The sequence below is a fragment of the Paenibacillus glycanilyticus genome, from assembly GCF_030161375.1.
Taxonomy (GTDB): domain Bacteria; phylum Bacillota; class Bacilli; order Paenibacillales; family Paenibacillaceae; genus Pristimantibacillus; species Pristimantibacillus glycanilyticus_B.
In genome coordinates, this window is sequence record NZ_BSSQ01000016.1 from 259,955 (window position 1) to 281,474 (window position 21,520).

Annotated in this window: 20 protein-coding genes; 13 read left to right on the forward strand and 7 right to left on the reverse strand. The window is 51.2% G+C overall.

Translation table 11 applies throughout. From position 1 onward, the window contains the following. Nucleotides 1–292: 292 nt before the first annotated feature. The 5 genes from QQK89_RS21250 to QQK89_RS21270 all read left to right on the forward strand — a co-directional run bounded on the left by QQK89_RS21250 (nucleotide 293) and on the right by QQK89_RS21270 (nucleotide 5,405). Nucleotides 293–589, forward strand: coding sequence for a hypothetical protein (locus QQK89_RS21250; protein ID WP_284240672.1), 297 nt, complete (start codon nucleotides 293–295; stop codon nucleotides 587–589). Nucleotides 590–753: 164 nt separating this feature from the next. Then, entirely contained in the window at nucleotides 754–1,611 is an 858-nt protein-coding gene (locus QQK89_RS21255; protein ID WP_167281669.1) for a class II fructose-bisphosphate aldolase, read from the forward strand. Nucleotides 1,612–1,733: 122 nt separating this feature from the next. Continuing rightward, entirely contained in the window at nucleotides 1,734–2,462 is a 729-nt protein-coding gene (locus tag QQK89_RS21260; RefSeq protein ID WP_284240673.1) for a GDSL-type esterase/lipase family protein, read from the forward strand. Between the two features lie 235 nt (nucleotides 2,463–2,697). Beyond that, entirely contained in the window at nucleotides 2,698–3,444 is a 747-nt protein-coding gene (locus tag QQK89_RS21265; protein WP_284240674.1) for an ABC transporter ATP-binding protein, read from the forward strand. Beyond that, nucleotides 3,441–5,405: an ABC transporter permease gene (locus tag QQK89_RS21270; protein WP_284240675.1), complete on the forward strand. Its 1,965-nt coding sequence runs from the start codon at nucleotides 3,441–3,443 to the stop codon at nucleotides 5,403–5,405. Before QQK89_RS21265 ends, QQK89_RS21270 begins: the two co-directional genes overlap by 4 nt. A 65-nt stretch (nucleotides 5,406–5,470) precedes the next feature. Here QQK89_RS21270 and QQK89_RS21275 read toward each other — a convergent pair whose 3' ends face one another. The 3 genes from QQK89_RS21275 to QQK89_RS21285 are packed head-to-tail and all read right to left on the reverse strand — an operon-like array spanning nucleotide 5,471 to nucleotide 8,579. Then, nucleotides 5,471–6,469: a sensor histidine kinase gene (locus tag QQK89_RS21275; protein ID WP_284240676.1), complete on the reverse strand. Its 999-nt coding sequence runs from the start codon at nucleotides 6,467–6,469 to the stop codon at nucleotides 5,471–5,473. Further along, nucleotides 6,466–7,137, reverse strand: coding sequence for a response regulator transcription factor (locus QQK89_RS21280; RefSeq protein WP_284240677.1), 672 nt, complete (start codon nucleotides 7,135–7,137; stop codon nucleotides 6,466–6,468). Before QQK89_RS21280 ends, QQK89_RS21275 begins: the two co-directional genes overlap by 4 nt. A gap of 41 nt (nucleotides 7,138–7,178) precedes the next feature. Then, complete coding sequence (locus tag QQK89_RS21285) at nucleotides 7,179–8,579, reverse strand: MDR family MFS transporter (protein ID WP_284240678.1); 1,401 nt, start codon at nucleotides 8,577–8,579, stop codon at nucleotides 7,179–7,181. A 162-nt stretch (nucleotides 8,580–8,741) separates the two neighbouring features. Between QQK89_RS21285 and QQK89_RS21290 the strand changes: the two genes are divergently transcribed. Continuing rightward, a complete protein-coding gene (locus QQK89_RS21290) occupies nucleotides 8,742–9,641 on the forward strand; it encodes a LysR family transcriptional regulator (protein WP_284240679.1) in 900 nt (299 codons plus the stop codon). 52 nt (nucleotides 9,642–9,693) lie between these two features. On the opposite strand, the gene QQK89_RS21295 is transcribed toward QQK89_RS21290, so the two are convergent. Beyond that, nucleotides 9,694–10,452: an SDR family oxidoreductase gene (locus QQK89_RS21295; protein ID WP_284240680.1), complete on the reverse strand. Its 759-nt coding sequence runs from the start codon at nucleotides 10,450–10,452 to the stop codon at nucleotides 9,694–9,696. 226 nt (nucleotides 10,453–10,678) lie between these two features. Here QQK89_RS21295 and QQK89_RS21300 point away from each other — a divergent pair, with 226 nt between their 5' ends. The 4 genes from QQK89_RS21300 to QQK89_RS21315 all read left to right on the forward strand — a co-directional run bounded on the left by QQK89_RS21300 (nucleotide 10,679) and on the right by QQK89_RS21315 (nucleotide 15,893). After that, on the forward strand, nucleotides 10,679–11,281 hold the full coding sequence (locus QQK89_RS21300; RefSeq protein ID WP_284240681.1) for a TetR/AcrR family transcriptional regulator: 603 nt from the start codon (nucleotides 10,679–10,681) through the stop codon (nucleotides 11,279–11,281). A gap of 30 nt (nucleotides 11,282–11,311) precedes the next feature. Further along, the gene (locus QQK89_RS21305) at nucleotides 11,312–12,043 is read left to right on the forward strand and encodes a class I SAM-dependent methyltransferase (protein ID WP_284240682.1); all 732 of its coding nucleotides are present in this window, start codon (nucleotides 11,312–11,314) and stop codon (nucleotides 12,041–12,043) included. Nucleotides 12,044–12,107: 64 nt separating this feature from the next. Further along, a complete protein-coding gene (locus QQK89_RS21310) occupies nucleotides 12,108–13,700 on the forward strand; it encodes a histidine kinase N-terminal 7TM domain-containing diguanylate cyclase (RefSeq protein ID WP_284240683.1) in 1,593 nt (530 codons plus the stop codon). Nucleotides 13,701–13,901: 201 nt separating this feature from the next. Beyond that, entirely contained in the window at nucleotides 13,902–15,893 is a 1,992-nt protein-coding gene (locus QQK89_RS21315; protein ID WP_284240684.1) for an ATP-binding protein, read from the forward strand. 63 nt (nucleotides 15,894–15,956) lie between these two features. Here the strand turns inward: QQK89_RS21315 and QQK89_RS21320 are convergent, their stop codons facing one another. Next, nucleotides 15,957–16,322, reverse strand: a complete 366-nt coding sequence (locus QQK89_RS21320; RefSeq protein ID WP_284240685.1) for a FlxA-like family protein — start codon at nucleotides 16,320–16,322, stop codon at nucleotides 15,957–15,959. Between the two features lie 90 nt (nucleotides 16,323–16,412). Next, complete coding sequence (locus QQK89_RS21325; protein WP_284240686.1) at nucleotides 16,413–17,609, reverse strand: MFS transporter; 1,197 nt, start codon at nucleotides 17,607–17,609, stop codon at nucleotides 16,413–16,415. 207 nt (nucleotides 17,610–17,816) lie between these two features. On the opposite strand from QQK89_RS21325, the gene QQK89_RS21330 reads away from it, so the two are divergent. Both QQK89_RS21330 and QQK89_RS21335 read left to right on the forward strand, forming a co-directional pair. Further along, complete coding sequence (locus QQK89_RS21330; RefSeq protein ID WP_284240839.1) at nucleotides 17,817–18,389, forward strand: sterol desaturase family protein; 573 nt, start codon at nucleotides 17,817–17,819, stop codon at nucleotides 18,387–18,389. Between the two features lie 16 nt (nucleotides 18,390–18,405). Then, entirely contained in the window at nucleotides 18,406–19,197 is a 792-nt protein-coding gene (locus QQK89_RS21335; protein ID WP_284240687.1) for a phosphotransferase family protein, read from the forward strand. A gap of 73 nt (nucleotides 19,198–19,270) precedes the next feature. Here the strand turns inward: QQK89_RS21335 and QQK89_RS21340 are convergent, their stop codons facing one another. Next, nucleotides 19,271–20,338, reverse strand: a complete 1,068-nt coding sequence (locus QQK89_RS21340; protein WP_284240688.1) for an LLM class flavin-dependent oxidoreductase — start codon at nucleotides 20,336–20,338, stop codon at nucleotides 19,271–19,273. A gap of 251 nt (nucleotides 20,339–20,589) precedes the next feature. On the opposite strand from QQK89_RS21340, the gene QQK89_RS21345 reads away from it, so the two are divergent. Then, the gene (locus QQK89_RS21345) at nucleotides 20,590–21,510 is read left to right on the forward strand and encodes an aminoglycoside phosphotransferase family protein (RefSeq protein WP_284240689.1); all 921 of its coding nucleotides are present in this window, start codon (nucleotides 20,590–20,592) and stop codon (nucleotides 21,508–21,510) included. Nucleotides 21,511–21,520: the final 10 nt, after the last annotated feature.

Genomic DNA, 21,520 nt, shown 5'->3' on the forward strand with positions numbered 1-21,520 from the left:
GCAACGTCTAACGTCCGCTTCCGACTAAAGCTGCTTCTAACTAAAACTGCTTCTAACTAAAGCCTAACCTTGCACAAAATGCAGGATATTCCGGCGTTTGGCGCGGAAGGGTAGATTATATTGCACGACTTGCAGTATATTGTAGTCATTTGGCTCAAAAAGGCCTCCATGCGCGGAATATCCTGCAGTCTGTGCAGGGTATTTGGGTTTGCGGGGTAAATAGGAGTCTATATGCAGCATACTGTGCAACGTGGAAGACACGGCTCGAAAGTTGAAAGGAAGGTTTCTCTTTTTGAAGATTAAATCGATTTTATGGCAAGGCGTTTTGCTAGGTCTTGTGCTTATCTTTATCCTAGCGGGGTTGAACTTGAATCTGGTTCGTTCGCTTCTCGGGATAGCACATGAACCTGACGATTTCGGGTATCAGGACTCGACTTTTGTCGTCTATAACGGTCCTTTTGAGGGGACTCCATGGCTTGCGGCAGCGTTCTGGATCCTGCTCGTTTGCGCCGCATCCATTACAGCGCTTACAATTTTTAAATTGTCTTGGTTTGCCTTGCGCCGGAAGGGGCTCGCCTCCAATAGGTAGTCTTATGCCGAATTTTGTGATAACATATTGACTTAAAGAGAACGTGAACGAGTACATACGCCCATTCCGTTCGGGCCAGTAGATCTGCCGGTTGGAACCGCATAACAGCAGTTGAATTGGGTATGATTGAAAGGTCTAGTCATTTATCTGAGGAGGATTTAACAATGGCATTGGAATCAATGAAGGACATGCTTAACAAAGCATTGCAAGGCGGTTACGCTGTTGGTCAATTCAACATCAATAACCTGGAATGGACTCAAGCGATCCTTGACGCTGCTCAAACAGAGCAATCCCCAGTAATCCTGGGCGTATCTGAAGGCGCAGCTCGTTATATGGGCGGCTTCAAAGTTGTTACGAACATCGTATCCGCTTTGATCGAAGAAATGAAAATCACGGTTCCAGTTGCAATCCACCTGGACCATGGCTCCAGCTTCGACAAATGTAAAGCAGCGATCGACGCTGGCTTCACTTCCGTTATGATCGACGCTTCCCACGATCCGTTCGAAGACAACGTTCGCATCACTAGCGAAGTTGTTGCTTACGCTCACGAGCGCGGCGTTTCCGTAGAGGCTGAACTGGGTACAGTTGGCGGCCAAGAAGACGACGTTATCGCTGAAGGCGTAATCTACGCTGATCCTAAAGAGTGCCAAGAGCTTGTTCAACGTACAGGTATCGATTGCCTGGCTCCAGCCCTCGGTTCCGTTCATGGCCCTTACAAAGGCGAGCCTAAACTGGGCTTCAAAGAAATGGAAGAAATCTGCCAAACAATCAAGCTTCCGCTTGTATTGCATGGCGGTACTGGTATCCCTACTGAGCACATCAAACGTGCGGTTTCCCTGGGTACTGCAAAAATCAACGTGAACACTGAGAACCAAATCGCGTTCACTAAAGTTGCTCGCGAGATCCTGACTGCGGATTCCGAAGTTTATGATCCACGTAAATTCCTGGCTCCAGGCCGTGAAGCGATCAAACAAACCGTTATGGGTAAAATCCGCGAGTTCGGTTCTTCGAACAAAGCGTAATATAGCGATAAACAGAAAGACTGAGCCCTTGCATTCCGCAGCGGCTCAGTCTTTTTTTTGTATGGAAAACCGCCTGCTCTCCGCTATAATAGATTCAAACGATGGGACAGGGGATGCGTAGGTTGAACTTGGCGGCTGAAGGCAATAAGTTGATGAAAGCGGATACGGTCAATACGGCGGTTATTCCGGCTACTAAGCTGGAGGAAGATAGCTACGACTGGTGGGAACGGCATGAGCAGGTGCTGAAGATCAAGGATGAGATGAATCCGGAGATTGTATTAGTCGGCGATTCGATTACGCATTTCTGGGGAGGCCTGCCTGCTCCAAACAGTCAGCATGGTACGGGCGCCGCTTGGGATTCCGTGTTTGAAGGAAGGCGCGTGCTGAATCTCGGCTTTGGCTGGGACCGCACTCAAAATGTATTATGGCGGTTGGATAACGGCCAGATGGAGGGCTTATCTCCGGAGTGGGTCGTCATTAATATCGGCACGAACAATACAAGCGGGACGGACAATGCGCGTGCGAGTACGGCGGAAGAGGTCCAAAGCGGCGTGCGCGCAATTGTGGAACGCGTCCGGAAGACTGCTCCGTCTGCGCAGGTGATTCTGATGGCGGTATTCCCTCGGGAAGAGTCGCCGGCGGATCCTCGCCGGTTGCTGATCGGACGAATGAATGAGCTGTATACGGCGCTTGCTGCCGAACTTGGCTTAACTTTTCTCGATATTGGTAAGTTGATGCTAGCCGAAGACGGAACGCTGCCGCGGGAGATCGCTTTCGATACCTGCCATCTGACCGAGCAAGGCTATCAACTCTGGGCGGATGCGCTTCGAGAAGTTATTTCAGCTAAGTAATTTATAGGATGCCGTCCATTCGGACGGCTTTTTTTGTGCTGCAATTTAGCAGAGGTGCGAGCACCCAAGAACAGTCGCGAAAGTAGTAAATAGCAGGGGAAAACCGTGTTACAGGGTTGCGAGCGCCCAAACGCCTCGGCAGCGTGACAAAAACGTCACTTTGGAGCGTCTTACTTCGATGGATGCCCGGCCTTGAAATGTCTATATTAAGGATATAAAGAGGAGGGATTTGACCATGGAGACGGTTATCCAGACGAAAAACTTATCCAAGAGCTACGGGGCAACGCCCGTGTTGAAAAATATTGACCTTGCCGTTCAGCCGGGCGAGCTAACGGCGATTATGGGGCCATCGGGATCGGGGAAATCCACGCTTATGAACGTCCTTTCGACGATTGATCAGCTGAGCGGCGGCGAGGTATGGATCGAGGGGAAATCGCTGCTCGACATGAAGAAGAAGTCGCTGCGGCAGTTCCGGCAGGAGCGGATGGGATTTATTTTTCAAGATTATAACTTGCTAGACACCCTCACGGTGAAGGAAAATATTTTGCTGCCGCTCTCTTTGCGCCAGTTCAAGGCGGAAGAGATGGAGGCACGGCTTGCGCCCATCCTTCAAGCTCTCCACATTGAGGGCTTGCTGGAGAAATACCCGAGCGAAATCTCGGGCGGGCAAAAACAACGCGTTGCTTCAGCCCGCGCCATTATAACGAATCCGGCCATCGTATTCGCCGACGAGCCAACGGGAGCGCTGGATTCCCGCTCGGCGACGCAGCTGCTGGAGCAGCTTGTATCGCTGAACACGACCTTTAACACCACCATTCTCATGGTTACGCATGACAGCTATGCGGCGAGTTATTGCAAGCGGGTCGTTTTTCTGAGAGACGGAGCCATCGTAAGCGAAATATACGCCGGCGAGCAGAGCCAGAAAGTGTTCTATGAGCGGATTCTGGAGACGCAAAGCCTCATAGGGGGCAAGCTGCGATGAGCCTGTTTGATCTTACGATCAGGAATGTAAAACGCAATTTCCGTCTTTATTCCATCTACCTCACGTCCATGATTATCGGCGTCATTATTCAATATACGTTCTCCTCGCTTATGTACAACGGGGATATTATCGATGCGCTGCAGAACCGCGAATTGTTCCAGACGGGTATCGCCATCGCGTCCGTCGTCATCTTTCTGTTTATTATTTTCTTCATCTTATATGCGAACTCGTTCTTCATGAGGCAGCGGAAAAAGGAATTCGGCATGTATCTCCTGTACGGCCTGAACGAAAAACAAATCGTTCGGATGGTTTTCTACGAAACGCTTGTCATGGGAGCAATCTCGCTTGTCGTAGGTATCCTGCTCGGCAGTTTGTTGTCCAAGCTGTTTGGCATGCTGCTGATGAATCTGATGCAATACGAGCAGCCAATCTCGATATCTTTCCCGATTGGTTCCATGGCTACCGTTACTGGCGCGATCCTTCTGATCGCATTGATCGTTAGCGTACAAAGCTATATTCTGGTCAATCGGGTGCAGCTGACCGAGCTGTTCCATGCGAAGCAAAAAGCCGAAAAGCCCGTTCGCGTGTCCGCTTCAATGGCTATACTGGCGTTGCTTCTGCTAGGCATGGCGTTCATCCTCATATGCAGCGGCGTAAATTCGACGGTCTGGAAGGATTACGGAACAATTAGCCTGATCGCAACGGCGGTTGGGGTGATCCTCGGAACATATTTGTTCTTCCGCCAGTTTGCCGGCTGGCTGCTGCAGCTCATTAGCCGCGGGAGGAAGTATCATGAGGGTAATACGGTGTTGTGGACGTCTTCACTCCGCTTTCAAATCCGGGGCAACACGCTGAACTTAACCTTTATTTCCTTGTTTAGCGCGGTTATTATGATGCTGCTTTGTTTCGTAACGATTAACTATAAGGTACAGTTCGAAGCGGTAGGGAGGAATGTGCCGAATCACCTAGCGTTCGAATCGCAAGGTCCGGCCGCCAACGGGAAGATCGATCAGCTCATCGAGAGCTCCGATCACAATATCCGCTATCATCTGAAATCCGAGGCTTTGGTCACGGAAGCGGTAACCGATCGAGGAGTAGCTTTTGATAATCCCGAGTATTACATCCCGGGCCTTTGGCTGATCTCGCAAAAAGATTACAACGAGCTGATCGGGCAGCGCGGCGACAAAGAGCAGGTTGAACTGCAAGGCATGGAGGCCGTAGCCCTTTCCCAAGGCTCGGATTTTCCAAAGCACTACAAGGCCGGAGAGTCGCCTGACTTTACCGTTCAAGCGGGTGAAGGCAAGACGTTCAAGCTGACGGCCAAGCTGGATTATGCTTATCTCGGCTGGGCTACCGATCCGGCCTTATCCATGGATAAGAAACCGCCGGTGTTTGTTATCTCGGATGAAGCTTACGCGGAGTTAAGCGGTCTATCGGAGAAGAAGAGCTTCGAGATTTACGGACTGAGCGACGCCAAAAACGCCGAGGATCTCTCCAAAGAGGTACATGCCATCGTCTCTCAGACGAAAGGAGCCTATTATTCTTCCTTCGCGGACGTGTACTCCAAACAGATCGAAAGTTCGTCGCTTATGCTGTTTGCCGCCGGCTTCCTGGCGCTGATCGCGACCTTTGCTCTCGCGAGCGTTATTTACTTCAAGCAGCTGCGCGAAGCAACCGAAGAGAGGCAACAATATGCGATCCTTCGCAAAATGGGGATAGACAACCGCCAGTTCCGAAGCGTCATCCGCAAGCAGCAGCTGTTTGTTTTCCTGCCGCCAATCGTTCTTGGCATGGCGTTCAGCTGGACGATAATCAAGTCTTATATTCTCGATTCGGTGAGCGATTTCCCGGAGCTTCCGGGGATCGTATGGAGCATTATCGGAGTATTTTTCCTTATCTACCTGTTGTTCTATGCCTCATCGGTCAATCTGTACTACCGAATTATTAATCAGAACCCTTAAACGAAGAAGGCTGTCCCAGGTCATTTGCGATGACGACGGGGCAGCCTTTTTCTCGACTATCTATCCTATTCCTTCCGCTGCAGCAAGTCCAAATAAGGATCATGATGCTTCGGAAAATGAATCGTAAACGCCGTTCCGCTGCCAATAGCTGACTCGCAAGTTATGTAATGCCCCAGCTTCTTCGACAGCTCTTGGGCCAGATAAAGGCCCATTCCGGTCGACTTGGCATGCGTGCGTCCGTTCATCCCGGTAAACCCGCGGTTGAAGATGCGGGGTAGATCCTTCGCATCGATGCCGATGCCGTTATCGCGCAAGACAAGCAGCTTCTCCTCGGGCGTGGCGACCGCCCACACGCTGATCTCTCCTTGTTCCCCGGTATATTGCAGACTGTTTGTTAGAATCTGATTGATCATAAACAGCAGCCATTTGGAATCGCTTTGGACAACCGTAGCGGTGGAAGGGAGTTCAAGCTGGACGCGAATTTTTTTCGAAATAAACGTCTTGGAATGGGACTTGATTACTTCCTTCACAATTGGCTCCAGATCGCAGTTCACGATCTCGTAATCCTGGTTGAAGCTGTCCAGCTTCGCGTAGTACATAGCCTGATCCACGTAATGCTCAATGCGGGACAACTCTTCGTTCAAGCTTTGCGGATCCACTTCCGTCTGCTGCATTAAGCGCAATACGGAGATCGGCGTCTTAATCTCGTGAAACCAAGAGATGATGAAATCATAATATTCCTTCTGGCGGGCTTGTACTTCGTTCAAGGAACGGATATGGGCGATGCCCGCCTCTTCCAGCGTCTCGCGGTAGGCCTCCGCTTCCAGCGACAAAGCTTCCGTATCTTCTCCGCTCATCCGGCGGATCGCCTGCAAATTGCGGGTATAACGGTAAGCGGCGAAAGCGGCAAGCCAGAGAACGACAAGGACCAAAGCGTAGAAAAAGGTCGTCCAATGCCAAATCGACAAAGAATCCGTGGCGAATACGGCAACCGTCAGCAAAAAAGCAACGCCGTATAACAGGAGATAAGGCCGCTCATATTTCAGAAATCGCCAGAAGCTCATTCGATGATGTACCCCATTCCTTTGCGCGTCGCAATGAAATCCTCCAAGCCAAGCAGCGCGATTTTGCGGCGCAGCCGGTTGACGTTGACGGTTAACGTATTGTCATCGATGAATTGTTCATCATTCCAGAGCACTTGCATCAGATCGTCGCGGGAGACGATCTTCCCGATGTTGCGCATCATGGTTTGCAACACAATAAATTCATTGCGAGAGAGCTCGGCCGCTTTGCCCTCGTATTGCACGGAGGAGTTGGCCAAGTGGAAAATAAGCTGCCGATGCGACAGCTGCAAGTTATCGTCCTGATACGTATAATTGCGGCGGAGCAGCGCGCTTACCTTTGCGACGAGTACCCCAAGATCAAACGGCTTCTGCACGTAATCGTCCCCGCCCATGTTAATGGCCATAATGACATCCATGTTCTGATCGCGGGAAGAGATGAAGATAATCGGGACTTTGGAGACCGACCGGATCCGCTGGCACCAATAAAACCCGTCGAACACCGGCAAGTTTACGTCAAGCAGCACCAGATGCGGTTGTTCTGCCTCAAACGCATCTATCACGTTCTCGAAAGAGGTCAACTCGATTACTTCATATTGCCATTTGCGCAAAGCATCGGCGACAATCCGCCGAATTTTCTCGTCGTCCTCAATGATCATAATCCGAAACAACGGTGTTACCTCCTGCTCCAAACGGGCTGATATAAGGAAAATTATATCATTTTCGCTGCCTTCTTGCTTCGGGAGCGGGAGCTTAAGATTACGATAAATGGAATCGCGAGAACCGTAACGATACACGCCGCAATGAACGTATCGTTCATGGCGAGGACGGAAGCGGTCTCCCTAAGCGAAGTTTTCACTTCTCCTTTCGCGCTTAGCTCCGTCAGATGCGACTGCGTACGAACCGAATAGATGGAGCTGAATATGCCGATTGCGAAGGACGCGATGACCTGGCGAAGCCAGTTCGTGATGGCGGATGCATGCCCGGTTGATTCCTTCGGTACGGCGCTCATCGAAAGCGTCATAATATTCGGCGAGGAGAAGCCCAGTCCGACATAGCGGCAGATCATCCAGCCGATGATGAAGGCGTACGAAGTTGTTAGAGATAATCGGCTAAACGCCCATGTTGCAATAATCAGGAGAAAAGCCCCTCCAAGAAGGGGGTATTCGGGACGGATTTTTCCGTGAAGACGACCCGAGAGCAATGAAGCGACAATCATTAACAATGCGCCCGGCAGCATCATAAGCCCTACGGTCAAGGAGGATGAGCCTAGGGCATTTTCCATATAGATCGGCAGCAGGAAGGCGCCCGCGTACAGGCCAATGGTCAAGATGCAGTTGACGATAATGCCCCAAGTGAAGGTAGCGTACTGGAATACCCGAAGGTTAAGGAGCGGGGTTGTTGCCGTCAGCTCCCGCCAAATGAACACGGCGATGCTGATTACGCCAAGTGAAATCCACGTCCATCCCCATCCGGAGAACCAGCCGATTTTGTTCCCTTGCGTGAAATACATCATGAGGGACGTGCTGCCCGTCACTACCGTAATCAGACCGGCATAATCAAGGGTTCCGCCTTTTTTAACCTGCTGCATGGGCAGATAGCGGGAGGCCAGCACGATGGCCAATATCGCAAGCGGGATATTCATGAAGAAAATCGCCTTCCAGCCGTAATATTCCGTCAGAAGACCGCCCAAAGTCGGGCCAATCGCAGGAGCAAACATGCTGGCTACGCTCCATAAGCTGATGCCAAGCGCTTGTTTTTCCGCCGGAACGGCTTGATAGACGATCGTAAGCGTCGCAGGGAGAATGGCTCCGCAGAACAAGCCCTGCAAAATCCGGAAGAAGATAAGCGAGCCAATGTTCCAGGAGCAGCCGCACAAGACGGAGCAAATAAGAAAGCCGACCAAAGCGTACATATAAAGCCGCTTATAGCTGATTTTATCGCCCAAATAACCAACAATCGGGGCAATCGAACCCATGGCGAGCATAAAACCGGTCGTGACCCATTGCGTATCATTCAGGTCCGCATGAAGATCCTTCATCATAAAGGGAAGGGCGACCGTTACCGTTCCCGAATTCAAGATGGAAGAGAAGTTCCCGAAAAAGATAGCCAATATGACAAACTAGAACTTGTTGCTGTCTTGCTCTGTATTCATAAATAACCTCACACTCCACATTTTTACGTGAGGACGATTATAATATAATTAATTAAGATGGCATACCATCCATTTCTGATGGTTATATAAGTAACGCTAATATAAAGGCAGTGGTTATCCATGAATATTGAACAGTTGGAATACGTGAAGGAGGTTGTCGAGACGAGTTCCATGTCGCTCGCCGCGCAAAACCTCCATGTCTCCCAATCGGCCATCAGCCAGTCCATATCGCTGCTTGAGAAGGAAATCGGCATTCCTCTCTTCAAGCGTTCGCGCCATGGAACCGTGCCGACCGAAGACGGGAAAAACGTGATCGGGAAGATGCTCGAAATTTTGAAAAAAGTGGATGAGATTAAAGACGAGGTACAGTCGATCACTTCGGTCTACAAGGGAGAACTCGTTATTGCAACGATTCCGAGCCTCAGCATGACTTTTCTGCCTAAAGCGCTGGCCAGGTTCAAGAAGGATTTTCCCCAGATTAAAGTGATGATTATCGAGCTGGAAAGCCGGATTGTTATCGACAAAGTGGCCCACGACAAGGCGCATTTGGGCTTAGTCGCCTTGAATCATTATACGAATGACGGATTGCTGGAATCGATCGCCTTCCACTCTTTTCAATATAAAGGAGAACTGCAAGTCATTGTTCCCCGCGATTCGGCACTTGCTTTACATAAGGAACTTATGCTGAAGGATCTTGCCGACAATGCATTCATTATGTCAGCCAGCGGGTTCTGGGATGGGGTTACGGAAGACATTAGGCAGGCTTGCGGCGATGTAAATGTCATCTTCACGACGACCAATCCCGAAGTTATCAAACGAAGCGTAGCAGAGGGACTAGGCATTAGCCTGATGTCCAGTCTGATGTTAAGGGATGATCCTTACGTGGAGAGCGGACGAATTGTTTCGATCCCTCTAGCCGGCTACCGTATGGATGCTAGCGGTACGTTTGGCGGGATTTATTCGAAGAAAAGCAGCCAGCACCGGCTTGCCCGTAAGTTTCTGGAATATATCGAGGTGTAAAAAAGGACTATCCCGATGATGGGATAGTCCTTGGCACAATCAATCTATGATCTTAGTAAGCGGTCCAGCCGGCATCGGCCGTTACGACGGTACCGTTCACGAAGCTTGCGTCATCCGATGCGAGGAACAATGCAACCTTGGCGATTTCTTCCGGCTCGCCTGCGCGCGGATTTACTTGAATGCCAACCATCGCGCGTTCCATGCCAAACGGGCTTGGCGCGTTAATCGAAGTGCCGATGTTTGTATTTACGCCGCCAGGAGCAATCGCATTGCAACGGATGCCTTGCGTCGCGTATTGGAAGCCAACGTTTTTGGTAAGGCCAACGACGGCATGTTTGGACGCGGTGTAAGCTGCGCCGGCACGGGAACCAAACAAACCTCCGGCGGAAGCGATATTAACGATAACGCCTGCTTTTTTCTCAAGGAATAGAGGCAATACTTTACGGATCGTGCGCATGGGGCCGGTTGTGTTAACCGCGAAAATCCGCTCCCAGAGATCGTCCGTCAATTCGGCGGCGGGAACGAAGTTATCCATGATCCCCGCGTTGTTCACGAGAATATCGACGGTACCGTATTTCTCCACGGCTGCGTCAATCAACTGCTGTACGTCTTCTTCTTTGGCCACATTGGCCGCAACGGCAAGCGCAACGCCGCCTTTTGCTTCAATGCCTTCCACTACGGCTTGCGCGGCTTCCACGCGCAGGTCGGATACGACCACTTGCGCGCCTTCTGCGGCATACAGCTCGGCAATTGCTTTGCCCATACCCGAAGCGGCGCCTGTCACTACTGCAACTTTACCTGTTAGTCTCATCGTTTATTCCTCCCGGTATAATGTGGCTCCTATACTTGTCCTTCATGCGAAGGTTTAGAAAAATAAAGTTTTTTTTCAACAGTTGTTGGTTATTCGTACATCTGTTTGTTTTTAGTATAATAAAGGCATAGGACAAGCCTCAATCAGTAAAACTTCATGAATTGTGCGTTAACGAACAAAATGCATTCCTATGTTCAAAAAAACTTTTTGGAAAAGGAAGAGAGTCATGTCCGATCAGCCTAAAACGATGGACCGCCGGGTTGTTCGCAGCAGGGAAGCGCTGAAGCAAGCGCTGCTCGCGCTTATGAAGCAGAAGGACTTTGACGAGATATCCATTACGGAAATCGTCGAGCTTGCCAACTATAATCGCGGCACCTTTTATTCGCATTACGAGAGTAAAGAGGCTTTGCTGGACGATATTATTTACGCTCTCATTGAGGAGCTGCTGCAATCCTTCCGTGCCCCTTACGAGAACGAGGAGTATTTCAGCATTCATGAGCTGCCGGCCCATTCGGTTAAAATTTTCGAGCATATTCATGAGCACGCCGAGCTGTACACGCTGTTGATGAAGAGCAATGCCCACTCGCACTTGAGGGAGAAAATGTTTGATGCCATTCGGCAGATTTCGAAGGACGAGCTGGAGCATCCGACGCTGGAAGGGATCAACACGGAGCTGTTGTCGGTCTATTCGAACCACGCGCTGCTTGGGCTTATTTTTTATTGGATTGAAAACGGGTTGCCTTACACCCCGGCTTATATGCAGGAGCAGCTGGTCAAGCTGATTCAATGGCGGCCCACCGTCGCCAAGACAAGGAAGAAGTCGACCTGATCTATACGATAAGAAGGAGGACAAACCCCTATGAAACAGAACAAATACGATGATCCCGATTTTTTCGATAAATACAGCCAGATGGCCCGTTCGGTTGGCGGTCTGGATGCGGCAGGGGAGTGGCATGCTTTGCGGCCCATGCTTCCGAGCTTGAAGGATACACGTGTGCTGGATCTCGGCTGCGGTTACGGCTGGCATTGCCGTTATGCCAGGGAGCAGGGAGCGCGTTCCGTGCTTGGGATGGATATTTCGGAGAAAATGATCGAACGCGCCAAATCATTTAACGAAGATGCGGCGGTGACCTATATTCAGGCGGCGATTGAAGATGTCGTCTTTGAACCGGGACAGTTTGACGTGGTTATCAGCTCGCTTGCGCTTCACTACGTGGAAGATTTCGAAGCGGTATGCCGGAAAATCCATGACAGCCTGACGCCGGGGGGAAGCTTCGTGCTTTCTATGGAGCATCCCGTATTTACGGCCGTTGCCGCACAGGATTGGCATTACGGACCGGCAGGGGAACGGCTTCATTGGCCGGTTGACCGTTATCAGGACGAAGGGATGCGGGTTGCCCGATTCCTCGATTCCGATGTCGTGAAATACCACCGCACGGTTGCATCGATAATAAATGGCCTGGTTCAAGCCGGCTTCCGGATCACGCGGGTTGCGGAGCCGGGCCCTTCCGAGGAAGCACTTGCACAATACCCGGATATGAAAGATGAGACTCGCCGCCCAATTTTTCTATTAATTTCCGTTCAAAAATAGTGACATTCGAACTATTTGTGATACCATCAAGGAAGCTAATCTATCGTAACGGAGAGTAACTAGCATGGGAACACCTTACTCAGCAATCCTAACCTTGATGGTAACGGCCGGCGTAATCAATATCATTATGGGAATCTATGTGGTATCGAACCGCTCCAAGCAGGCGATGGCGCGGACGTTTATCGCGATGTGTTTTCTATCGGCCATTTATATTTTTGGCTCCGCCTTGGAGTTGTCTTCCGGTACTTTGGCAGAAGTGAAGTTCTGGATCGCGGTGGAGTATTTCGGAATGCCTTTTCTGCCGCCGGTCAGCTTGATGCTCATTATGCATTTTCTTGGCATGGAACGGTTCCTGAAGAAACGGATCCGGTTCCTTATGTACTTGATGCCGCTTATTACGCTGGTGCTTGTTCTCACAAATGACCTGCATCACTTCTATTACCGCTCGGTTGAGCTAAATACCGGCCCGGGCATCCATCATGTCGATCTTAACGTAGGTCCCTGGTACATTATCCAGGGCGGGTATACGTTCGGCTGCATGATTGGCGGCATTGCTCTATTGCTTCTCTATTGGAACCGGATGAGATCCTCCTACCGTCTCCAGCATATCGTGATGCTATTAGGACTCTTGCTGCCAATCATCGGAGACTTTCTTTATTTCGGCAATCTGACGCCGGGTGGAATGGACCCGATTCCGGTCATTATGGCGATTACGGCGGCCTTATATATGTGGGGGCTAGTATCCAAAGGCATGCTGAATGTCGCGCCGGTAGCCAGGGACACGTTGTTCGAGAGCATGAGCGATGGCGTTCTGGTGCTTGACCGGAATAATCGGCTAGTTGACTATAATCCGGCTGCCGCCGCGGTTCTTCCCGCGCTCACGTCTTCCGCGCTTGGAGAGTCTGTTCTCCCGTTAATGGAGCGGCACACCGAGCTATCGAAGATTGATCTTGATTTCTCGGCTGCCGACGAGTCGTTGCCCCGTATTTATGACGAGATCCAATGGACCGTTGGGGAACAGCTCTACTATTATCAGATCCGTTCATCCGTCATCCGGAAGAAAGGCGGGCGGGAGGCAAGCAAGCTGATCGTCATGATTGACGTGACCGAGCGGGTTAGACTCCAGGAGCAGCTTCGGGTGTTGGCGTATCATGATGGCTTAACCGGTATATTTAACCGGCGCCATTTCATTCATCTAAGCGAAGCGCTTCTTCACCAATCGTCGGATCAGGACAAGCCGCTTGCGCTGCTGCTGTTTGATATTGACCATTTCAAGCGGATTAATGACGACTATGGACATGATGTTGGAGACCAAGCTCTTCTTCATGTCGTGGAGATTTGCCGGCAGCTGCTTCGCCCGGAGGATGTGTTTGGCCGCTACGGGGGCGAGGAGTTTGTTGTGGCGATGCCGGGCTTGTCGCAGCAAGAAGCGGAAGCCTGCGCGCAACGGATTCGAAGCGAGATCGCATCGCAGTCGATGGTCGCGGCGGCAATGGAGCAATCGCTGTCGGTAACCGCCAGCTTTGGGCTAGCGGTTGCCGGAGCGGGCGGCAAGGAAGACGGAAAAGGATTGAATCAGCTGCTGAAGGCAGCGGATGACGCCTTGTACGAAGCAAAACACAACGGGCGGAATACGGTCCGTCTGGCAGATTTATAAGAGCAAGCACCTTCCTGGACGGGGAGGTGCTTATTTGTTATTCGCCAGGCTCGAAGGATAGCGAATAAAAAGGGATGGTGTCTGTTTTGGAGGAAAAAGTGCGCATGCCGATTCTTTTAGGAGGATTTTATAAGTAAAGCTGGAATTATAATTTAAAGATTAACTAGAAATTGTTGGGAAATTGTAAAGGGAGGGACAGGATTGTTTCGCGGCAGAAGCTTATCGTTTCATGTAGGCATGATATTATTGCTCGTTTGCGCTTGCTGGCTTGCGTTGCTGCGCAAAGAATCATTTGCCGGGGTAGCCGTCAGCAACATCCTCCAAACCTTGGCTTCTCTTTATGCAGCGGTACTCCTGCTTAGAGCCTCTAGCAAAGAGGCAAAATATTGGCTGTTTTATGGAATCGGGCTGACGGTTTATTTCGTAGCCCAGCTCATTTGGACTATCGTTACGATTATGCAGGGCAGTGAACCGGATTATTTGGGCATACCGGAGCTGTTATGGAGATTTCAATATATTTTTTATTTGATTGCGCTCTATATGCAATTTCAGCAGCGAAGAAGCAGTATTGCATTCCGATTTATCCTGGATATTTTATTGTACGGAACGATGGCCTCGACCCTCTATTGGAATTTTCAGATCAAGCCGATATTGTCCCAGCATAGCGTGAATCCGGACGTAGTTGGCTATCACATGTTTAACTCGTCGTTTAGCGCCGTTATCGTCTTCCTTCTGTTGTTCTTCAGCTGGTACGGCAAAAAGGTGGTTTCCGGCAAAGCCAATCTGTTTCTGTTATCCGGCTTTGTCCTCAAGCTGCTCGGCAATACGGCGTTTGTGTATTTGCTGTCCTGCATGGTAACGGGGGAGAGCTCGTTTTGGATATCGGATTTCTGCTGGTTTCTCGGCTTGCTGCTCATCGGGTTTGCGGCTTTGCCGGACAAGGAGCCCCAAGAGGCCGCTCTTCGGCCGGGGAATGAATCCAAGCAGACGTTTATGCGGCGGTACGCCCTTATTATATTTGTGTGCGCGGCGCTAATCGCAACCATCTGCCGATTAGGCGATTTCTCGATTATTAGCATAGGCGCGATCGTAACCGTCATTTTGCTCGGCATTAGATTGTCCGTCGGCATCTATGAGTTGGAAACGGCAGGCGCGGCTCTGATGCAGTCCCGGGTTAATTACGATAATTTCGTCGAGAGCTCGCTATTTGGCGTGTTTATCGAGCAGAACGGCAAGCTGGTATATATGAATGAGTACGGGGAGACCATGTTTGGCTGCCAGCCGGGTCAAATGCTAGGAAAGCCGCTTGCGAGCTTTATGCTGGAAGATGACGGCGAGCGGTTAAAGCAAGAACTCAGTTCCGTCTGCCTTTTCAAGAGGACCTCCCGTATTGCCATTGCCGCGCGTAAGGGGAACCAGACCGACCTGTTCCTTGAGATGCAGGCGGCACCGGCATTTTTCAAAGGAAAACCCGCTATTTCGGGGCTGTTGCTTGATGTGACGGAGAGCAAGTTGTCCGAGCAGCATTTGATCCGGTCGGAGAAGTTGTCCGTTATTGGGCAGCTGGCGGCGGGGGTCGCCCACGAGATCCGCAATCCGCTGACGGCATTGAAGGGCTTCACCCAGCTGCTGCACCGGAGAACGGACGTTCAGAACCGTCAATATTTCGAAATGATGCTGACGGAGCTCGAACGAATCAACTACATTGTTGGCGAGTTCATGCTCCTCTCGAAGCCCAACCAGTGGCAGCAGATGAACCGCTGCGATATCGGATTACTGCTGGATGACATTATTCCGATTATGCAGTCGCAAGCGATCATTACGAACATCGCTATTATGGTGGACAAAAGCCCCGATATGCCGATTGTGTTATGCGACGCCAATCAGATTAAGCAAGTACTGGTGAACTTAATGAAAAATGCGATCGAGGCGATGCCGGATGGCGGCGAGCTTCATGTGCATATGAAAAAAGACCACCAAGGTTTCGTGGTCATTGATATTATCGATCAAGGCATCGGTATTCCCCAGCATGTCATTGACCGTCTGGGCGAACCTTTCTACACGACCAAAGATGCCGGCACCGGACTTGGCTTAACCGTCTGCTTCAAAATCATCCAGTCCCATGGCGGGACGTTGATCTTTACGAGCGAACCAAACGTCGGGACTACGGCAACGATTAGATTACCGGCTTAATGAACAACACCCCCTCGACTGTATCCGTCAAGGGGGTGTTGTTGTACTCTTTGTACCGTGCCGCTAAATCCGTATATCGATGTTGTTGCCGGTTGTACCGTTCAAAGCCGGGTTGTTACGGCTTGCGTTGACGCCCAGCTGCTGTAGCTGCTGCGGTTGCGGCGGTGGTTGTTGCGGCTGACCCTGGCCGGACGCCTGATTATCCGTTTGCGATTTCTTCTGGGCAATTTGCAGCTGAATTTGCTGAATCTGCTGCTGCAGCTGCTGGGTTTTTGTCTCTTTAGTCTTCGCGTCGTCTTTGCTTTGCGTCACTTCTTTCAGTTGCTTCTCGAGGTTCTCCAGCTGTTTCTCGAGCGATGACGTGTCCGAAGCGCTGCTCTGCGAAGTGTACGATGCGCTTTGCGTTTGCGATACCGATGAAATGTTCATCCTTGTTCACTCCCTTCAAGGAAGATATCGGTTTCGAACATGAACGGAGGATGAACAGAGCCTGAACGTTAGCTGAACGTTTCGTATTCCTTATGATTCGCTGCGATAGCTGAGAAGGCCAAGCAGGAGTGCCAGACCGACCAGAATGGCGCCAACCCATGGCAACGCGCCAAGCGAAAGGTGAGTGATGACCCAGCCGCCGATGAAAGCGCCGGAGGCGTTGCCCAGATTGCCGGCCGAATGGCTGGACGTTGAAGCGAGAGCGGGCGCTGCTTGCGCCAGGCTCATGATTCGCACCTGCAGTCCCGGGAATACCGCGAAGGAGGCTGCTCCCCACAGGAAGATCGTAATGACGGCTGCAATCTCGTTATGAACGGTGAACGTGAAGATCGTCAGAACAACCGCAATGGTCAAATAGAGACCTAGAATGGAAGGCATCAGCTTCCAGTCGGCGAGCTTGCCGCCGACAATATTGCCGATCGTAACGCCAATGCCAAACAGAATCAGAATCCAAGTGACGTTATGCTCCGCAAAGCCGGTGATATCCGTTAGGAGCGGCGTAATGTAGGTGAATACGGCGAACAGACCGGCGTTGCCGAGCGCCGCGATAAGCAGATAGACAAGCAGCTTTGGTCTTATGATTGCGGATAATTGCGTCATGACGCTGACTTGCTTGCTTAATTTAAGCTTAGGAATAAAGATAAGGATTCCGATCAGAGCAAGAACGCCCATGACTGCGATCGCGCCAAAGGAAGCGCGCCAGCCCCAATTCTGGCCGATATACGTGCCGATCGGCACCCCGATTATATTGGCGATCGTAAGACCCGCCATCATAATCGACACTGCGCCGGCTTGCTTATCGGCTCTAACGAGCTTGGACGCTATGACAGCGCCGACGCCAAAGAAGGTGCCGTGAGTCAAAGCCGTAATGATCCGGGCGATCATCAGAACGGAATAGTTCGGTGCTACGACCGACAGCCCGTTGCCGAGGATAAAGAGCAACATTAGAATGCAGAGCAGCTTCTTCTGCGGGATGCGGCTCGTTAGTATGGTCATAATCGGAGCGCCAATGGCTACGCCGAGAGCATACATCGTAATCAACTGACCGGCTGCCGAGATGCTGACGTTCAAATCGCTGGCGACATTCGGGAGAATGCCCATAATGACGAATTCCGTCATGCCGATTGCAAAGGCGCCGACGGTAAGGGACAGGACCGAGATCGGGAAGGGCTCTTTGGAGGCTTGCCCTTTCATAGCTTGCTTGTTGAATTGTTGCGAGACTTCCATGTCTTTAAAGCCAACCTTTCTGCTATGCTTTCATGCTGAATATCCCTAATTATTTCGCTTCGCGGGCATATAAGCAAGAACATTTTTTGTAAAATTACTGGTAAGATAGAAGTAAGGGCTTACATACTTTTAGCGAAGAGGACGGGATTGCAAGTGGCCAAAAAAGGGCTTTATCGCGACTACTTTTTACACGCGGATATTCTCATCATGACGGTCGTATGGATCGGACTATTGGTTGGGGCTGTTGCAGAAACCATGTCCTGGCTCAGCCTGATATTGTTCATGGCCGGTCTTGTTGGATTTATGCTAAGCGAATATTTGACTCACCGGTTCTTCTTCCATCTGAAGGCGCCTACCAATCCGCTGTTTCTCAAATTGCTCAGGCGTCTCCATTACGATCACCATACCGACCCGCATGATTTGAAGCTGCTGTTCCTGCCGGTATGGTACAGCCTTCCGAACCTTGGTTTCTTCGCGATATTGTTCTATTTGCTTGTTGGGTCGCTAGGCGCAACGTTTGCGTTCGCGGCGGGCCTTGTTGCAATGCTGCTCATCTATGAGTGGAAGCATTATGTGGCGCATCGGCCGATTCAGCCGAAGACGAAGTTCTGGAAATGGAATAAACGCATGCATCTTCTCCATCATTTCAAGAACGAGAATTACTGGTACGGCGTTTCGACTCCGTTAGTGGATGTCCTCTTCGGAACGTTGAAGGATGAGAAAGACGTGCCAACGAGCAACACGGCCAAACATTTGGAGAAGCGCGGCCACAGTATGTAAGCAAGGGGGAGACGTATTGGCGCTTAGGAACAGGATTGGACAAGGGATGACTGCTGAAGTCTATGAATGGGACGAGGGGCGGGTCGTAAAGCTTTATTATGGCCACATTCCGAAGGATTGGGTTTATTACGAGGAGAAGATCGGCAGAGCCGTGCATCAGGCCGGGGTGCCTGCTCCGGAGGTGTTCGGGCAGGTAGAGGTTGAAGGCCGATGCGGGCTTATATATGAGGAAATAGCGGGCAGCTCGCTTCTTGCGTCCATGCTGAAGGATTTGGATCAGGCTGAGACATGGCTCGTACAGCTGGCGCGGCTGCATGCCGATATTCATCGCTGCAGGACATCTGGGCTGCCGAAGCAGAAAGACCGGATGGCGATGTTTGTTCGGCAGTCCGCTCCGTTTCTGGGCGACCGGGTGGAACCGGTTCTAGAGCAGCTTGGGCGTCTGCCGGAAGGCGAATCCGTCTGTCACGGTGACCTGCATCCGGATAATGTGCTTCAGTCGGAAGGACGGCTGACGGCCATTGATTGGATGGATGCCAATACGGGTGATCCGCTATGCGACGTGGCTAGAACATCGATGATGTTTCTGTCGCCGTTTATTTCCATGCCCCCATTATCGATCAGCCACGAAATCGGCCAACAACTGAGCGAGACGTACTTAGCGGAATATTGCAGACTGACGGGAGCGGAGAGGGAAGCCATCAACCGCTGGCGGCTGCCGGTTGCCGCGGCAAGGCTGCGCGAGAGAATACCCGGCGAGCAGGAATGGCTGCTATCCTATATTGACCGGCAGCTGGAGAGTCTGTGAGCGAGGCTTAACGCTGTTCCTATACCAAGAAGTGCGGACCACCGGATGGCCCGCACTAACATTCAAAACATTTTTATTTAGCTGTAGAAGCAGCGATTTCCTTGCGGACGATTGGGGCTACTTTGGTGCCGAGCAGCTCGATGGCGCGCATCATATCCTTATGCGGAATCGCGCTTGTATCGACATGCAGGAAGAAGCGGGTGAGGCCGAGGTTTTTATGCAGAAGAATGATTTTCTCCGCTACATATTCGGCTTCGCCGACGTACAGCGCACCGCGCATGCTGCGCGCCGCGTCAAACGCTTCAAACGTGTACGGCGGCCAGCCGCGTTCACGGCCGATGACGTTCATCATCGCCTGCTGGGCAGGATAGAAGAGTTCGGTTGCCCGTACTTCCGTGTCGCTGATGAATCCATGCGAATGCGTCGCGATCTGCATTTTTTTCGGATCATGCCCGGCGCGGTTGTAAGCTTCCTTGTACAGCTCAACAAGCGGCGCGAACCGCTCAGGCATGCCACCGATAATCGCAAAGCAGACCGGAAGGCCAAGCACGCCTGCGCGAATAGCCGATTGCGGGTTGCCGCCTGTCGCAATCCAGACCGGGAGCGGGTCCTGCACGGCGCGCGGGTAGATGGCTTGGTTATCGATAGCCGCGCGGTGATTGCCCTGCCAAGTCACTTTTTCTTCTTTCGTAATTTGGAGCAGCAGCTCCAGCTTCTCGTCGAATAGTTCATCATAATCTTCCAAGCTGTAGCCAAACAGCGGGAACGATTCGATAAACGAACCTCTGCCCGCCATGATTTCTGCACGGCCATTCGAAACCGCGTCAACGGTGGAGAACCCTTGGTAGACGCGTACCGGATCATCCGAGGACAATACGGTAACGGCGCTAGTCAGGCGAATGTTTTTGGTCGTTGCGGCGCCTGCCGCCAGAATCACATGCGGTGCGCTCGCCGCGTAATCCTGCCGGTGATGCTCTCCGATTCCGTATACGTCAAGGCCGACCTGATCGGCCAGCGTCATTTCTTCTACGCTGTTGCGGATCCGCTCGGCGTGGCTGTATGCCCCGCCCATGCCCGGATAAGGTTTTGCTTCAAGAAAAGTGCTAATGCCAAGCTCAAAATGTGATGCCGATTCGGTCATATAAGTCCGCCTCCTTCATTTTCTCTAGTGTACTAATTTTTTATGAGTTTCTCAATTATAGTAAGCGAATTTCTTTCACGAAACAAAGCCATATCCACTATTGTTCGCCAAGCCCGGCGGTTCCATGTCACTACAAAGGCGTAATGCTGCCGAGAATTGCACAGCAACATTTCCCAATCAAACGCGTATCTGTTGTTATCCGCGATCATGCGGAGGAATACGTTTCGTTTTTGCCGGAAGGAGAAGAGATCATGGATGATTTGCTCTTGGCTATACCTGAACTGAAGGATGCAAGCAAGCTGGAGCTTATACATAAAGGGTACTCCAGCGACAGCAAGTATATCGCGTATGATCAAGGCGGGCAGCCTCTGTATCTGCTTAGAACCTATGCGCTGGACGAGGAAGCGAGAAAACACGAGGAATTCCAGGTGCTTGAGTGGCTGCAAGAGCAGCATGTATGCAGTTCGAAGCCGATTGCGATGGGAACGCTGGAGGAATTGGAACGGGGCTATATGTTGTTATCTTACATCGACGGCGTAGATGCGATAGACGAGCTGCCCCGCTTAAGCCGGGAAGTGCAATACGAGATCGGGCGGCAAGCAGGAGCGGAGTTACGCAAAATACATCGAATTAAAGCGCCGGCCGAGATCGATTCTTGGGAGAGCAGACTTATCGCCAAATACAGGCGGTATCAAGCGGGTTATGAGCAAAGCGGCATTGCGATAACGTTTGCGGACAAGCTATTTTCTTTTATTGAAGGAAACATGGGGCTTCTGAAAGGCCGTCCGAACCTGCTGCAGCATGATGATTTCCATACCGGCAATTTGATTGTGAAGAATGGCAGGCTTGCTGGCGTCATTGACGTGAACCGGTTCGACTGGGGAGACCCCGTGCATGAGTTTCTGAAGGCGGGTTTCTTCAGCGTTGAGGCCAGCATTCCGTTTGCGGTTGGACAGATTGACGGTTATTACGAGGGCGCTTTGATCGAGGATTCTTTCTGGGCGTTATATGCGCTGTACATTGCGATGACGATTCTGTCGTCGATCGTTTGGATCGTTCGCGTTCGTCCGGAGGAGCTGGAGGGCATGCTTGGAAGGGTTCAAAAAGTATGGGATGACCATGACGGCTTCGATCGTCTGGCGCCGAAGTGGTACACCGAATATGAGCGATAATAGAAGAGCC

Excerpts from the sequence above, each read along its gene's own strand:
- QQK89_RS21255 (WP_167281669.1), top strand. The coding sequence starts at position 754 with ATGGCATTGGAATCAATGAAGGACATGCTTAACAAAGCATTGCAAGGC.
- QQK89_RS21265 (WP_284240674.1), top strand. The coding sequence starts at position 2,698 with ATGGAGACGGTTATCCAGACGAAAAACTTATCCAAGAGCTACGGGGCA.
- QQK89_RS21270 (WP_284240675.1), top strand. The coding sequence starts at position 3,441 with ATGAGCCTGTTTGATCTTACGATCAGGAATGTAAAACGCAATTTCCGT.
- QQK89_RS21275 (WP_284240676.1), bottom strand. The coding sequence starts at position 6,469 with ATGAGCTTCTGGCGATTTCTGAAATATGAGCGGCCTTATCTCCTGTTA.
- QQK89_RS21290 (WP_284240679.1), top strand. The coding sequence starts at position 8,742 with ATGAATATTGAACAGTTGGAATACGTGAAGGAGGTTGTCGAGACGAGT.
- QQK89_RS21295 (WP_284240680.1), bottom strand. The coding sequence starts at position 10,452 with ATGAGACTAACAGGTAAAGTTGCAGTAGTGACAGGCGCCGCTTCGGGT.
- QQK89_RS21300 (WP_284240681.1), top strand. The coding sequence starts at position 10,679 with ATGTCCGATCAGCCTAAAACGATGGACCGCCGGGTTGTTCGCAGCAGG.
- QQK89_RS21305 (WP_284240682.1), top strand. The coding sequence starts at position 11,312 with ATGAAACAGAACAAATACGATGATCCCGATTTTTTCGATAAATACAGC.
- QQK89_RS21310 (WP_284240683.1), top strand. The coding sequence starts at position 12,108 with ATGGGAACACCTTACTCAGCAATCCTAACCTTGATGGTAACGGCCGGC.
- QQK89_RS21320 (WP_284240685.1), bottom strand. The coding sequence starts at position 16,322 with ATGAACATTTCATCGGTATCGCAAACGCAAAGCGCATCGTACACTTCG.
- QQK89_RS21325 (WP_284240686.1), bottom strand. The coding sequence starts at position 17,609 with ATGGAAGTCTCGCAACAATTCAACAAGCAAGCTATGAAAGGGCAAGCC.
- QQK89_RS21330 (WP_284240839.1), top strand. The coding sequence starts at position 17,817 with ATGACGGTCGTATGGATCGGACTATTGGTTGGGGCTGTTGCAGAAACC.
- QQK89_RS21340 (WP_284240688.1), bottom strand. The coding sequence starts at position 20,338 with ATGACCGAATCGGCATCACATTTTGAGCTTGGCATTAGCACTTTTCTT.
- QQK89_RS21345 (WP_284240689.1), top strand. The coding sequence starts at position 20,590 with ATGGATGATTTGCTCTTGGCTATACCTGAACTGAAGGATGCAAGCAAG.